Origin of the sequence: Paraburkholderia rhizosphaerae (assembly GCF_004366595.1) — a bacterium.
Lineage (GTDB): Bacteria > Pseudomonadota > Gammaproteobacteria > Burkholderiales > Burkholderiaceae > Paraburkholderia > Paraburkholderia rhizosphaerae.
In genome coordinates this window covers 92,767-107,157 of the sequence record NZ_SORE01000026.1, presented here as the reverse complement: position 1 = coordinate 107,157, position 14,391 = coordinate 92,767, and the positions used below count along the sequence as shown (strand labels likewise).

11 protein-coding genes are annotated in these 14,391 nt (G+C 62.7%); 8 read left to right on the top strand and 3 right to left on the bottom strand.

Annotated features, from left to right (window positions below):
• Positions 1-307: 307 nt before the first annotated feature.
• The 8 genes from BX592_RS27340 (at position 308) to BX592_RS27305 (ending at position 11,018) form a co-directional block, all read left to right on the top strand.
• Positions 308-1,234 carry a class I SAM-dependent methyltransferase gene (locus BX592_RS27340; protein WP_134196407.1) on the top strand — a complete coding sequence of 309 codons (927 nt, stop codon included), beginning with the start codon at positions 308-310 and terminating at the stop codon, positions 1,232-1,234.
• Between the two features lie 334 nt (positions 1,235-1,568).
• On the top strand, positions 1,569-1,844 hold the full coding sequence (locus tag BX592_RS27335) for a DUF3311 domain-containing protein (protein WP_134196406.1): 276 nt from the start codon (positions 1,569-1,571) through the stop codon (positions 1,842-1,844).
• Positions 1,841-3,391 (top strand): monocarboxylate uptake permease MctP, encoded by a 1,551-nt coding sequence (gene mctP, locus BX592_RS27330; protein WP_134196405.1) that lies wholly within the window; start codon positions 1,841-1,843, stop codon positions 3,389-3,391. The genes BX592_RS27335 and mctP overlap by 4 nt, the downstream gene beginning before the upstream one ends.
• Before the next feature lie 262 nt (positions 3,392-3,653).
• Positions 3,654-5,450 carry a methyl-accepting chemotaxis protein gene (locus BX592_RS27325; RefSeq protein ID WP_134196404.1) on the top strand — a complete coding sequence of 599 codons (1,797 nt, stop codon included), beginning with the start codon at positions 3,654-3,656 and terminating at the stop codon, positions 5,448-5,450.
• 225 nt (positions 5,451-5,675) lie between these two features.
• Positions 5,676-6,422 carry a gluconate 2-dehydrogenase subunit 3 family protein gene (locus tag BX592_RS27320; protein WP_134196403.1) on the top strand — a complete coding sequence of 249 codons (747 nt, stop codon included), beginning with the start codon at positions 5,676-5,678 and terminating at the stop codon, positions 6,420-6,422.
• A 2-nt stretch (positions 6,423-6,424) separates the two neighbouring features.
• Positions 6,425-8,197: a GMC family oxidoreductase gene (locus tag BX592_RS27315; protein ID WP_134196402.1), complete on the top strand. Its 1,773-nt coding sequence runs from the start codon at positions 6,425-6,427 to the stop codon at positions 8,195-8,197.
• Positions 8,194-9,534, top strand: a complete 1,341-nt coding sequence (locus BX592_RS27310) for a c-type cytochrome (RefSeq protein ID WP_134196401.1) — start codon at positions 8,194-8,196, stop codon at positions 9,532-9,534. The genes BX592_RS27315 and BX592_RS27310 overlap by 4 nt, the downstream gene beginning before the upstream one ends.
• Before the next feature lie 314 nt (positions 9,535-9,848).
• Entirely contained in the window at positions 9,849-11,018 is a 1,170-nt protein-coding gene (locus tag BX592_RS27305; protein ID WP_134196400.1) for an FUSC family protein, read from the top strand.
• 51 nt (positions 11,019-11,069) lie between these two features.
• On the opposite strand, the gene BX592_RS27300 is transcribed toward BX592_RS27305, so the two are convergent.
• The 3 genes from BX592_RS27300 to BX592_RS27290 form a co-directional block, all read right to left on the bottom strand.
• Entirely contained in the window at positions 11,070-11,501 is a 432-nt protein-coding gene (locus tag BX592_RS27300) for a VOC family protein (RefSeq protein ID WP_134196399.1), read from the bottom strand.
• A 272-nt stretch (positions 11,502-11,773) separates the two neighbouring features.
• The gene (gene tal, locus BX592_RS27295) at positions 11,774-12,727 is read right to left on the bottom strand and encodes a transaldolase (protein WP_134196398.1); all 954 of its coding nucleotides are present in this window, start codon (positions 12,725-12,727) and stop codon (positions 11,774-11,776) included.
• Positions 12,728-13,103: 376 nt separating this feature from the next.
• A complete protein-coding gene (locus tag BX592_RS27290) occupies positions 13,104-14,324 on the bottom strand; it encodes a benzoate/H(+) symporter BenE family transporter (protein ID WP_134196397.1) in 1,221 nt (406 codons plus the stop codon).
• Between the last annotated feature and the right edge of the window lie 67 nt (positions 14,325-14,391).

The following is a 14,391-nucleotide window of genomic DNA, read 5'->3' as shown; positions in this document are numbered from 1 at the left end:
AATCAGTTCGCTATTCTGTTCGGCGAGCGATTCACCAGCGCCATGACCTGAGATCTTTTAACCGGCCTCAGCACACAAGATTTCTGACACCTCCGTCGGCGGCGCCGCCACGGATCCGGCGGCGGTTAACCGCATGGGACGCGACAGGACCCCCCTCAATCCCAACCGCCCCCATTCGCGTTTGATTCCCTGATCCCCCACGATCATTCCACATCGCACAAAGCGTCGCAGCCCGCCCGCACACCACGTCAATGCTATCCTCTCATCCGCCTTAAACCCCCAACGCCCTCCGGCGTGCCATTCATCAATGACGAAACTGATCAAACGCGCTTCCGCTGAAGCGCGCGCCTTCCGCGACAACCGCCAGAACCGCGACGACGCCCCCGCGTCACGGCAAAAGCTGCATCGCAAGAACCGCCACCCATCGCACACCGAAGGCTATCTGGAAGACGCTCCGCAAATCGACGCTCCACGCAAACCCCGCTTCGCCCCCGTCACCTTCTCCGAAGAAAGCGGCGTCCGTTACCTGCACTTCGGCACCGAATGGGTTCAGGGCGCGATGCGTCTGCGCAAGCCCGATCATCTCGAGCTCGAATACGCGCAGCAAATGATGGCGTGGCTGCTGTTCCTCGAAACCCCCGCGCGCATCGTGCAACTGGGCCTCGGCTCAGCCGCGCTCACCAAATTCGCGCATCGTTTCCTGAAACGCGCGAAAGTCGAAGCGATCGAATTGAACCCCGCCGTGGTCGTCGCCGCTCGCACGATGTTCGAACTGCCGCCCGACGATGCGCGTCTCACCGTGCATGAAACCGACGCGTGGGACTTCGTCAACGATCGCGCGAATCACGGCACGATCGGTGTGATGCAGGTCGACGTGTACGACGCCACCGCGCGCGGTCCGGTGCTCGACAGTGTTGCGTTCTATCGCGCGGTCCGTGCGTGTCTCACGAATGCGGGCGTCGCAACGATCAACCTGTTTGGCGACCATCCGAGTTTCGTGCGCAATATGAAGCGTCTGAACGAAGCCTTCGATGGCCGCGTGTTCGCTTTGCCGGAAGTGCACGAGGGTAATCGCATCGCAATCGCGTTTTCCGGCCCGCCGCTTCAGGTGCCGTTCGCGATGCTGCAGCAACGCGCGAAGCTGATCGAAAAACAACTCGGCCTGCCGGCCCGTCAATGGTTGAAGGGGCTGCAAGCCTCGACTGGACAGAACGGCACAGCGTTCACTATTTGAGTGCGTCTGTCTCCGAAAGGAGCAGCAACGGGCGGGGCCGACGCCACGACGCCACGACGCGCCCCGTCCGCCGGTGTCCGTCCAACAGGCATCGTCGCTTGAATCATCTCTGGCGGCCGCTCGGCGCTTCGGGTCCGCCCTGCTTGACCGGTTATTCAACGCTCCTATACTCTTTGGGGCGCTCACGGGCGAGCTGCCCTTGCTCATACTCGCGGGGCCATCGCGCCCAGCGTGGGCACATGACAATTCAAACGTAATCAGCTTGCATTACGCCCGGGCACGCGCCAAAGCGCCAACGCGCTAACTCGGGACGACACATAAAAGAGGAGACGTCATGGCTCACGACGCCGACGCCAAAACCAGAACAAACCCCGTCCCTAACGCCAAGCTATCCAGCAGACACTGGCTTTGGCTTCTATTGCTGCCATGGATCGCGATGATCTGGGTGCCGTCCTATAACCGGATCGAACCGCAACTGTTCGACTTTCCGTTTTTCTATTGGTACCAGTTGCTGTGGGTGTTGATCAGCGCGGTCATCACCGCGCTTGTCTACTTCAAGACAAAGACAAAAACGAAATCGAAATCGCAATCGCAGGGAGGAGCACGATGAACGCGATTGCAACTTTCGTCTTTGTGCTGTTCTTTATCGGCGTGACGATACTCGGCTTTATCGCCGCGCACTGGCGCCGCGGCGATCTCCGACATCTCGAAGAGTGGGGCCTCGGCGGCCGGCGCTTCGGCACGATTGTCACGTGGTTTCTGCTGGGCGGCGATCTGTACACCGCCTATACGTTCATCGCGGTGCCCGCGCTCGTGTTCGGCGCCGGCGCGACCGGCTTCTTTGCGCTGCCATACACGGTGCTGATCTATCCGTTCGCGTTCGTCGTATTTCCGAAACTCTGGACCATCGCGAAGCGCCACGGCTACGTGACGTCCGCCGATTTCGTCAGCGCGCGCTACGGCAGCCGCATGCTCGCGCTTGCGGTCGCGTTGACCGGTATCGTCGCGACGATGCCGTATATCGCGCTGCAACTGGTCGGTATCGAAGTGGTGATCGGCGCGCTCGGCTTCGACACGACTGGCTTCGTCGGCGACTTGCCGCTGATCATCGCGTTTGCGATTCTCGCCGCCTACACGTACACGTCCGGGCTGCGCGCGCCGGCGATGATCGCGGTCGTCAAGGACGTGCTGATCTACATCACGATTGCCGCGGCGATCGTCTGGATTCCGCCGCAACTGGGCGGCTTCGGTCATATCTTCAGCGCGGTGCCGCCCGAGAAACTGTTGCTGAAGTCACCCGATGTGTCGAGCCTGAACGGCTACAGCGCGTACGCAACGCTCGCGGTCGGCTCCGCGCTCGCGCTGTTCCTGTATCCGCACTCGGTGACCGCGATCTTGTCTTCGGCATCGAGCAATACGATCCGCCGCAATATGGCGATGCTGCCCGCGTATTCGCTGGTGCTCGGTCTGCTCGCGCTGCTCGGCTTCATGGCGCTCGCAGCCGGCGTGAAGGACATGCCCGAGTTCGTGCCGTACTTCAAGGCGTTCGGCCCGAATTTCGCGGTGCCCGCACTGTTCCTGCATTTCTTCCCGTCATGGTTCGTCGGTGTCGCGTTCGCGGCGATCGGCATTGGGGCGCTGGTGCCCGCGGCGATCATGTCGATCGCGGCGGCCAACCTGTACACGCGCAACATCCATAAGGAGTTCGTGAATCGCAATATGACCCACGAGCAGGAAACGAATATTGCGAAGCTCGTTTCGCTAATCGTCAAGGTCGGTGCGGTCGCGTTCATTCTCGGTCTGCCGCTCACCTACGCAATCCAGCTGCAACTGCTCGGCGGGATCTGGATCATCCAGACCCTGCCGGCCATCGTGCTCGGCCTCTATACGCGTGTGCTCGACTACCGCGGCCTGCTGCTAGGCTGGGCGGCGGGTATCGCGACCGGCACCTGGATGGCGATCTCGCTGAAGCTGGCCAGCTCGATCTTCACGATTCATATCGGCGGGTTCGCGATTCCGGGTTACGCGGCCGTGTGGTCGCTGATCGTGAATCTCGTCGTGTCGGTGGTCGTGAGTGTGCTGGTGCGTGTGCTCGGCATGAAGCATGCCGAAGACCGCACGCGGCCCGAAGACTATCTGGATGCCGTCGAAGGGTAAAGCCGCGCGGATCGCGCGTACGCTCTGATTCGTCGAAACCCATGAAACCCGCAGCCTTCGCTGCGGGTTTTTTATTCATAGCACTATACGACTGGTATTGCACCCGCTTGTCCATTTGCAAACAGGAATAAGACATAAAACATACATTTTCATTTCATTTCCTGTTCTTTCTCAAACTTTGAAGTATTTGCTAAAGAATTCCCCTTATGCGCCGTAAATAGAAGCGTGGCAGAAATAGATAACAGGCTTCGGGGATTAGCAAATGCGTATTTCGATCAGATCGCGCCTCGCACTCGCAATGGCGCTGCTTTCCGTGCTTTTACTCGTGATCGGCGGGTTAGGCATTGCGGGAATGACCAGCAGTAACGACGCGAATCGCGATACCTATAGCGACCAACTACCGAGTGCGACCAATATCGGCGATGCGGAGATCGACTTGCAGCGCGAACGTTCCGCACTGTTTCGCGCGGCGCTGAACCCGAGCGCACCGGATCTGCGCGGCATCATTACCCATTCTCGCGATTACCGCACGCAAGCGCGCGCGGCGCTCGACAACTATATGAAGCTGCCGCGCACGCCTGAAGAAGACCAGCTTGCGCGAGATGTGATCCAGAAGCGCAATGCAATGGACGACGGGCTCGATCAGTTCGGCAATGCATTGCTCGGTGGCGACAGCGCGCAGATCATGAAGACAACGCTGTCGAACAACGACCTGTACGCGGCGTACCACGACGCGAGTGCGAAACTGAGGGCGTATCAGTTTTCGTCGGCCAAGGAAAGCTTCGACGCACAAGAGCACACGTTTGCATTGTTCCGGATCATCACGTACGTTGCGATGGCGCTTGGCGTGATCACCGCGATCGGCAGCTTCGTGAGCCTGCGCAGCGCGATTTCGCATCCGCTTACCGATGCGTTGTCGCATTTCGACCAGATCGCACAAGGCGATCTGACGCGCTCGATTCACGTGAAGTCGCACGATGAAATGGGTCAACTGTTGCAAGGCATCGCGAACATGCAGGAGCGTCTGCTGCAGACCGTGCGCAATGTGCGCAACGGCAGCGAAGCGATCGCGACCGCGACGCGGCAGATGGCGGCCGGCAACGTCGACCTGTCCGCACGCACGGAAGAGCAGGCGGCCTCACTGCAGGAAACCGCGGCGAGCATGGAAGAGCTGACGTCGACCGTCAAGCACAACGCGGACAACGCACAGCAGGCAAGCCAACTGGCGGCGACCGCGCGTCATGTGACGGTCGAAGGCAATGAAATCGTCGGTCAGGTCGTCGACACGATGAACGGCATCGGCGACAGCTCCGGCAAGATTGCGGAGATCACCAGCATCATCGAAGGCATTGCGTTCCAGACTAATATCCTCGCGCTGAATGCCGCAGTCGAAGCGGCCCGTGCCGGTGAAAACGGCCGCGGTTTCGCAGTGGTCGCGGCGGAAGTGCGCTCGCTTGCGCAGCGCTCGAGTTCGGCCGCGAAGGAGATCAAGGATCTGATCGGCACCTCGGTTGACCGCGTGCGCGCAGGCACCGAACTTGTTTCGCGAGCCGGCAGCACGATGCAGCAGATCAGTCAGTCGATCGAGCGCGTGCATGACATCGTCGGCGAGATCGCGGCCGCGTCGCATGAGCAGAGCCGCGGCATCGAACAGGTGAACCAGGCGATTTCGCAGATGGATCACGTCACGCAGCAGAATGCGGCGCTGGTCGAAGAGGCGGCCGCCGCGGCGGCTTCGCTCGAAGATCAGGCCGGCAATCTGCGCGCGGCGGTGGTGAGCTTCAAGGTCGAGCAGGGCGGCGCGACGGCTGCGCTCGCGACGACGCGCATCACGCGTGCCGCTGCGGTGCCCACGCGTGCCGCAATGCCGGCCACATCCGCGACAACGCCGGTGCGTGCCGCACGACGCGTGGTCCCGGCCGTCGCGGCGACGGCGGGCAGTTCCGCTGAAGCGGCGATGGCCATCGCTTCACCCGCTGCGCAGCCGGCCGCACAGCCGGTCGCCCAACCGGCTGCCAGCACGCCGGCGACGGCCGACCAGGATTGGACCGCTTTCTAGCCGGTAGCGGCGCGGAACCAGCAACGACGTGTTGTACCCGGCGCAGTCAGGCACGGCGCGTCCGTGCCTGATTCCAGCGCTAGATCCGCCGCCTCATTCAAAGCATTTCATTCGAAAAGACCGTCTCTTCCGAACCGGTCGTCTCGAGCCGCTTTCTTTAGAACATCACGCCGCCGGTAACAACGCCGCGCGCGATCCCTTCCATTTGACGACCCACGTTACCCGATGAAAAACGACGACCAGCCGCGCAGAAAATTTCTGCGCCAGGTATTCACGATTCTTCCCGCCACGGCGATTGCGCCGGTGATCGTCACGCAAGAGGGCTGCACCCATTCGCAAGCGTCGGACAACGCGAGCGCCGCGCCGACCGCTGGCGTGGCCGCCACCGCCGCAAAGTACACACCGGTCTTCTTCACTGCCGCTGAATGGGACTTTATTCACGCCGCCGTGGACGAACTGATCCCCGCCGACAACACCGGTGCAGGCGCACTCGAAGCCGGCGTGCCCGAATTTATCGATCGTCAGATGGAAACGCCGTACGGGCATGGACGGCTCTGGTACATGCAGGGGCCGTTCCATCCGGAGGCGGACCCGCAACTTGGCTATCAGCTCGGCCTCGTGCCGCGCGACATCTACCGGCACGGTATCGAAGCGTGCGACGCCGCATGCGTGCGCGATCACGGCAAAGCGTTTGCGCAGTTGCCTCGCGGTACGCGCGTGCAGGTCCTCGAACAGCTCGAAGCAGGTCAGCTGCATCTCGATGCGGTGCCGCCAAAGCTCTTCTTCAGCACGCTGCTGAAGAACACGAAAGAAGGCTACTTCGCCGACCCGATGTACGGCGGCAACAAAGGTATGGCCGGCTGGAAAATGATCGGCTTCCCCGGCGCGCGCGCGGATTTTGCCGATTGGGTCGAGCAGCCGAACGCGAAGTATCCGCTCGGTCCGGTATCGATTCTCGGAGAGCAGGCTTAACCATGGCGATCAAAAAAGACAAAGTCGATGCGCTGATGGTCGGGTTCGGCTGGACCGGCGCGATCATGGCGATGGAAATGGCCGAAGCGGGCCTGAACGTGCTCGCACTCGAGCGCGGCGAGATGCAGGACACCGCGAACACCGCGAAGTACCCGAATATCGCGGACGAACTCGCGTACGCGATTCGCGGCAAGCTGTATCAGGACCTGTCGAAAGAGACGCTCACGTTCCGGCATGCGCCCGACGGGCTTGCGGTACCGTATCGTCAGCACGGCGCGATGCTGCTCGGCAATGGCGTTGGCGGCGCGGGCTTCCATTGGAATGGGCTCACATGGCGGCCGCAGGCGTCCGACCTGCAACTGCGCAGCCATTATGAACAGCGCTACGGCAAGGCGTTTATTCCGGACGGCATGACCATTCAGGATTTCGGCGTCGCGTATGACGAGCTCGAGCCGTATTTCACGCGCTTTGAAGAAGTGGCCGGTATCTCGGGCAAGGCGGGCAATCTGAACGGCAATATCGTCGCGGGCGGTAATCGTCACGAGTCGTGGCGCAGTACCGAATATCCGACGCCGCCGCTGAAAGACATCTACGGCGCGCAGCTCTTTGCGCGCGCCGCGCGCGAGCTCGGCTACGAGCCGTTCCCGATTCCGGCGGCCAACGTGTCGACGCCGTACACGAACCCGTACGGCGTACGCCTTGGGCCGTGCAATTTCTGCGGCTTTTGCGAAGACTTCGGTTGCTATATGTACTCGAAGTCGTCGCCGCAGACCGCGATTCATCCAGCGCTCTATCAGAAGAAGAACTTCGAGTTGCGCACGCGCTGCCAGGTGGTGCGCGTCAACCGCGATGCGAGCGGCCAGCGCGCGACCGGCGTCACATATATCGACGCGCAGGGGCGCGAGATCGAGCAGCCGGCCGACATCGTGTTCCTGAGCGCGTTCCAGATGCACAACGTGAGGCTGTTGCTGCTATCCGGTATCGGACAGCCGTACGATCCGGCGACCGGTGAGGGCGTGGTTGGCCGCAACTTCGCGTATCAGATGAACGGCGGCGTCAATGCGTTCCTGCCGCGGGGCACGCAGCTGAACCCGTTTATCGGCGCGGGCGCGGCCGGCCAGGCCATCGACGACTTCAACGGCGATGTGTTCGATCACGGTCCGCTCGGTTTTATCGGCGGCGCGAACGTTCGCCATATGCGCACCGGCGCGCGGCCGATCGGACAGGCGAGTGTGCCGAAAGGCACGAAGGCGTGGGGCAGCGGCTGGAAGGCGGCGGTCCAGGACAGCTATCAACGGATGATGACGATCGTCGCGCAAGGGTCCGTGATGTCCTATCGCGACAACTATCTGAGCCTCGATCCGAACTACAAGGACGCGTACGGCCAGCCGTTGTTGCGCGTGACGTTCGACTGGCACGACAACGAGATCGCGATGACGCAGTACACCGTCGCGCAGGCCGAACGTATCGCACGTGTGCTGACCGACCACGTCGATGTGAATGCGCGCAAACCGGGCACGCACTTCGACACGCGTGTCTATCAGAGCACGCATACGACCGGCGGCGCGGTAATGGGCGCCGATCCGAAGACGAGCGTGGTGAACCGCTATCTGCAGAGCTGGGACGTGCACAACGTGTTCGTGCTGGGCGCGTCGGCGTTCCCGCAGAACTTCGGTTACAACCCGACCGGGCTAGTCGGTGCGCTGAGTTACTGGTCGGCGCGCGCGATCCGTGAACAGTATTTGAAGAACCCAGGCCCGATGGTGCAAGCATGAGAAACGCGCTTACGAAACTTCGTTCCCGCGCGGCGGTGGCGGTCGCCGTTACCGTCGCCGGTGCATTCGGGCTTGTTGCGGGTGCAAGTGCGATCGCTTCGGTGGCATCGTCGACCGGTGCAAGCGCAAGTGCCGACGATGCGGCACTGATCAAGCGCGGCGAATACCTCGCTCGCGTCGGCGACTGCGTGGCGTGCCATACCGCGAAGGGCGGCAAGCCGTTCGCAGGCGGCCTGCCGATGCACACGCCGATCGGCATCGTCTACTCGACCAACATCACGCCGGACGCGGCGACCGGCATCGGCGCGTATGCGTACGCGGATTTCGACAACGCGCTGCGGCACGGCACATCGAAGGCCGGCTATACGCTGTACCCGGCGATGCCGTATCCGTCGTACGCGCATATCCAGCCGGACGACGTGAAAGCACTGTACGCGTACTTCATGCACGGTGTCGCGCCGGTTTATCAGCCGCACATACCGAATGGCATCCGCTGGCCGCTGTCGATGCGCTGGCCGCTCGCGCTGTGGCGCATCGCATTCGCGCCCGACGTTGCAACCGGCACCAATGCGCAGGCCGCCGATGGTGCGGCGATGTCGCTGGAACGTGGCCGGTATCTGGTCGAGGGGCTCGGGCACTGTGGCGCGTGTCATACGTCGCGCGGCACGCTGCTGCAGGAACACGCGCTCACCGATGGCGGCGGCCTGGCTTTCCTGCAAGGCGGCGTCGTCGAGCAATGGTTCGCGAACAATCTGCGCGACGATCGCGTGGACGGTCTCGGCGAATGGAGCCGCGAGGATATCGTCGCGTTCCTGAAGACCGGCCGCAATACGCACTCGGCTGCGTTCGGCGGGATGCGCGATGTCGTGCTCGACAGCACGCAATATATGAGCGAACCCGATCTGAACTCGATCGCCGCGTATTTGCAGTCGCTTGCGCCGGCGCGGCAACAGGCGGCCCTCGTGTACTCGAACAAGGCGGCGCTCGCATTGCATGCGGGGCAGACCGGCGTGCCCGGCGCGCGAACCTTCCTCGATAACTGCGCGGCTTGCCATCGCTCGGATGGCAAAGGCTACGACGGCGTATTCCCGCGGCTCGCGCTGAGTTCGACGGTGAATGCGCAGGATCCGACCTCGCTCATCAGCCTCGTGTTGCACGGCGCATCGATGCCGGGCACGCACAGTGCGCCAACTGTGTTCACGATGCCCGCGTTCGGTCAGCGTCTGAACGATCAGCAGGTCGCGGAGGTCGTCACGTTTATCCGCAGCGCATGGGGCAATCAGGCGTCGGCGGTCGATGCCGGCACAGTTCAGCGTATTCGCAAGAGCAGTCCATGATCTGACGCGCACCGCTGTATGCCGCGCCGCGCCGCGCCGTGCTGCGTCGCGAGCCGGATTTTGTCGTTCCGGTCAAGCGGACGGCGCGCGGCTGCGGTATCCGCGGTTGTGTTGGCTTTTTCCGGCGCATCGTCGCGCTTGTGCGCAAAGCGGCGCCGGACTCCGATTTCAGACAATTGCCGAGTCGCCTGCCTGCTGTTGCGTGCCGGGCGATTTTCTTCGCCTGTGGACTGTCCGGTGCCGCAGAGGTGCGCGATACTGCGCAAAGCATGCCGTAACGTGAACTCCCGGATTCGAACGACTGCGAGGCGAATATGGCGCTGGACGATTCCGAACCCGCGGCCGGCGACCCGGCCATCGCGCCGGGCGCGCGCCGACGCCCGGTACTCGCGCGCCTGATGCGCGTGCTGACGTCGCCGTACTACCGCTACCGCAATGCGAAGGTGCTGCACGGCATACGCGTCGGCGTGGCGATGCTCGTGTCGATTGCGGTGATCCACGCGACCGATGTGCCGCACGGCATCTGGGCGCCGATCACGGTGCTGATCGTGATCGGCGGTTTGCAGCATCACGGCAATATCCGTCGCAAAGCGCTGGAGCGGACTATCGGCACCTTGATTGGCGGCACGATCGGTCTCGCGCTGATCGTCCAGCACAGCCTGTTCGATTCGTTTGCGCTGACGGTGCTGTGCATGTCGCTGGTCGCGGGTATCTGCGCGGCGTTTGCGATCGGCCGATACGGTTATATGGCGTTGCTGACCGCGATCACGATGTGCATTGTCGGCGGACTCGGCGACAACCAGATGTCCGATGGCTTGTGGCGCGCGGCCGATGTCGCGATCGGCACGGTGATCGCGCTCGCCTTCTCGTTTGCGTTGCCGCTGCACGCAACGTACACGTGGCGGTATCAGCTTTCCGACAATCTGCGGGACTGCGCGCGCATCTACACGCGCATGGCGCATGGCGACTGGCTTTCCGCCGACGAACAGGACGCAACGTTTCTGCGCATGGCGCGGCGTCTGGTGCAACTGCGCGCGGTGATACCGTGGGTCGCGAAAGAGATCGAAGTGGCGCCGGCGCGGCTCGAGCAGATCCAGCAACTGCACCGGATGTTGCTGAGTGCGCTCGAGATCATGTCCAACGGCGTGCTGACGCGCGCCGATCCGGCGATGCGCGCCGGGTTTGCGGGCCAGTGCGGTCGCGAGGCGTTCGCGGTGCGCTCCGTGCTGCTCGAATTGGCGCGCGCGTTGCGATTCACAAACGCGCCGCACTTCCGGATGCCGGATGCGTTGGCGCCTGTGGTACGCGACGCCGCGGCGGTCGGAAATGCGGCGCCGGATCTGCAAGGGCCATGCTGGTTGAACGAGCGTGTCGTGGAGCAGGTCGAGCGATTGCGCGCGCTGCTGGTCGAAACCGAACCTGCGTGGAACATCGAGCGGCGCACGCGCGTCGCGCAGCGTCGCGAACAGCAGCAACAGCATTGACGCGGCCGCACGGCATCTGCCGATGCGCGGCCGCGGTGTGCCGGACGCGAGCTAGCCCTTGTGGCCTGCGTGGTGCGGACTCGTGACCATCCACATGATTCCGAAGCGGTCGACCACCATACCGAAACCTTCGCTCCAGAAGGTCGGTTGCCACGGCATCATCACATTGCCGCCGGCCGATAACGCATTGAAAATCTTCTGTGCAGACGCGTTGTCGTCGCCGGTCACTGACAGAGCAAAGCCGCTCGGTGCATTGGTGCCCGGCTCGCAGTCGCCGTCGGACCCCATCAGTTCGCTCGTGCCGACGCGAAATGTGCAATGCATGATTTTGTCCTCGGTGCCCGCTTTGAGCGGGCGTTCGGGGTTCGGCGGCGCTTCCCGGAAGTATTTCTGCATCAACACTTCGGCGCCGAGCGTCTCACGGTAGAACCTCAGCGCTTCCTCGCACCGGCCGTTAAAGAACAGATAAGGCTGAACTAGCATTCGTCGTCTCCCATACAAAGCGTTTGAGCTTGCGATGTCGAACAGCGTGTTGCGCGTCGTGCGCGAAACACAAGCTGTGCTGACGATTCTAGTCTCCACCGTTCGCCAGTCCGTGAAAGTTTGTTGGCATGGCGTTCGACCTGCGCATGATGCATAAAAAACAGCGCGTGCGGCATCGCTGCCTCATGCGCTGTTCGAGCCTACGTACCTTCAACCTTCAGGCTTGGTGGGTCTGTCCGCAGCTTGCAGCGGCGCCCCGTCGCCGGTACCGCTTAACGCAGCGATTCGATCAGTTTTTCGAGCTTGATCGCATCGGCCGCGAACACGCGGATGCCTTCCGACAGCTTTTCGGTCGCCATCGCTTCGTCGTTGACGAGGAAGCGGAACGACGGCTCGTCGACCGGCACGCGAGCGATTTCCGCGTTCTTGCTCGCTTCCGGCGACAGCTTGCGTTCGACCTTGTCCGTGCTGTCCTGCAGCTTTTGCAGCAGGTCCGGGCTGATCGTCAGCAGATCGCAACCGGCCAGTTCGAGAATCTGGCTGGTCGTGCGGAAGCTCGCGCCCATCACCTCGGTCGGGTAACCGAACTTCTTGTAGTAAGCGTAAATGCGGCGCACCGATTGCACGCCCGGGTCGTTCGCGCCACCGTCGCGCGCTTCGTCCCAGTTGCTGCCCGCATTCTTCTTGTACCAGTCGTAGATGCGGCCGACGAACGGCGAAATGAGTTGCGCGCCCGCTTCAGCGGCGGCGACCGCCTGCGCCAGCGAGAACAGCAGCGTCATGTTGCATTTGATGCCTTCCTTCTGCAGCACTTCCGCCGCGCGGATGCCTTCCCACGTCGACGCGAGCTTGATCAGTACGCGTTCGCGGTCGATGCCCGCGTCCTTGTAGTGCTTGATCAGTTCGCGTGCCTTGTCGATCGACGCCTTCGTATCGAACGACAGCCGTGCATCGACTTCGGTCGACACGCGGCCCGGCACGATCTTCAGGATTTCATAGCCGAAGGCGATCAGCAGATGGTCGATGATCGCACCGACCGGCTTCGACGCATGATCGCGCACGGTTTTTTCGAGCAGCGCCTTGTAGTCGTCCTTCTGCACGGCCTTCAGCACCAGCGACGGGTTGGTCGTCGCGTCGCGCGGCTTGTACTGGGCGAGTTGCTGGAAATCGCCGCTATCGGCGACGACAGTCGTGTATTGCTTGAGTTGATCGAGTGCAGTTGTCATGTCGAGCCTTTGAGGCGCATACGCGCCGTGGTCAGAAATTGATGACGCTGCTGCCGGTGCCGGTTGGTTGCCGGCTGGCCGGAGGCGGCCTTCATCCCGCAGGGTCCCGCAGTGCCGAGGGCCTCGGGCGTTCGGTGTCCGCGCCGGGTTTGAGCGGGGGTGTGCCGAGGTTCGCGCATACCTCGCCGCCGATTTGCGACGGATCGACACCGGGCAGGGCCGCCGAATTTCCTGGCGGCCGGACATCAGACGAAACGCCGCCCGATCCCTTCATTTTATGGCGGATCGGCTGACAATGGTTCGACTGATGCGCATGCCGCTAGCGGTGGGGATTCAGCGAGCCGTCGAATGTGCCGCAACACGCGCATCGATCGCGCTATTGAGCCGGGTTTCGCGCGGTCAGAACGACCTGCGTCAGCACGCCCGCGACCAACCCCCAGAATGCGGAGCCGATCGATAGCAAGGTCAGCCCCGACGCGGTCACCATAAAGGTGACAAGCGCCGCTTCGCGGTGCTTGCCGTCCTGCATCGCGTTTGAAAGCCCGCCCATGATCGAACCGAACAGCGCGAGCGCGGCGACGGACACAACCAGCGCGTTGGGCAGCGCCGCGAACAATGCGGCGATCGTCGCGCCGAACACGCCCGCGATCAGATAGAAGACACCGCACCACAGTGCCGCGGTGTAGCGCTTCATAGGGTCTTCATGCGCATCGCGGCCGGTGCAGATCGCCGCGGTGATCGCCGCAAGATTGATGCCGTGCGAGCCGAACGGCGCGAGCAACAGTGATGCAACGCCCGTGGTGGCGATCAGCGGCGACGATGGCGTCGTATAGCCATCGGCGCGCAGCACCGCGATACCCGGCACGTTTTGCGAAGCCATCGCGACGACGAACAGTGGAACGCCGATGCTGACGATTGCGGATAGCGAAAACGCCGGCATCGTGAAGACCGGATGCGCGAGCGCGATCTTGAAGTGGCTGAAATCGAGCAGACCGAGGCCGCCCGCGACCAGTGTGCCGATCACGAGCGTCGTGACGATCGCGTAGCGCGGCGCGATCCGTTTCATCGCGAGGTACGTGAAGAACATCGTCAGCACGAGCGCGGTCTGGAACTGCGCGGCGCGAAAAATCTCGATGCCGATTTCGAACAGGATGCCCGCCAGCAGCGCCGATGCGATGCCGGCCGGAATCCGTTTCATCAGCGCATCGAACCAGCCGGTCAATCCGACCGCGGTCAGCAGCAGCGCGCACGCGATAAACGCACCGATCGCCTGCCCGTAGCCGACATGCGGTAGAGATGCGACGAGCAGCGCGGCGCCCGGCGTCGACCACGCGATCACGATCGGTGCGCGAAAGCGCAGCGACAGGCCGATCGTGCACAGCCCCATGCCGATCGACAGCGCCCAGATCCACGACGAAATCTGCGCATCGGTCAGGTGCGCGGCCTGGCCGGCCTGGAACATCAGGACCAAAGAGCTCGTATAGCCGGTCATCATCGCGACGAAGCCCGCAACCAGTGCCGACAGCGATGAATCGGCGAGCGGTTTGAGCGGGGCAGGCGGCGGGCGCGACAGATCGGGTGACGACGGGGAACTCATGCGGATGGTGTCTCCAATGCCTTTTGTTGCGTGATTGGTACGGATTCACGCGAATTGCTGCGGCATT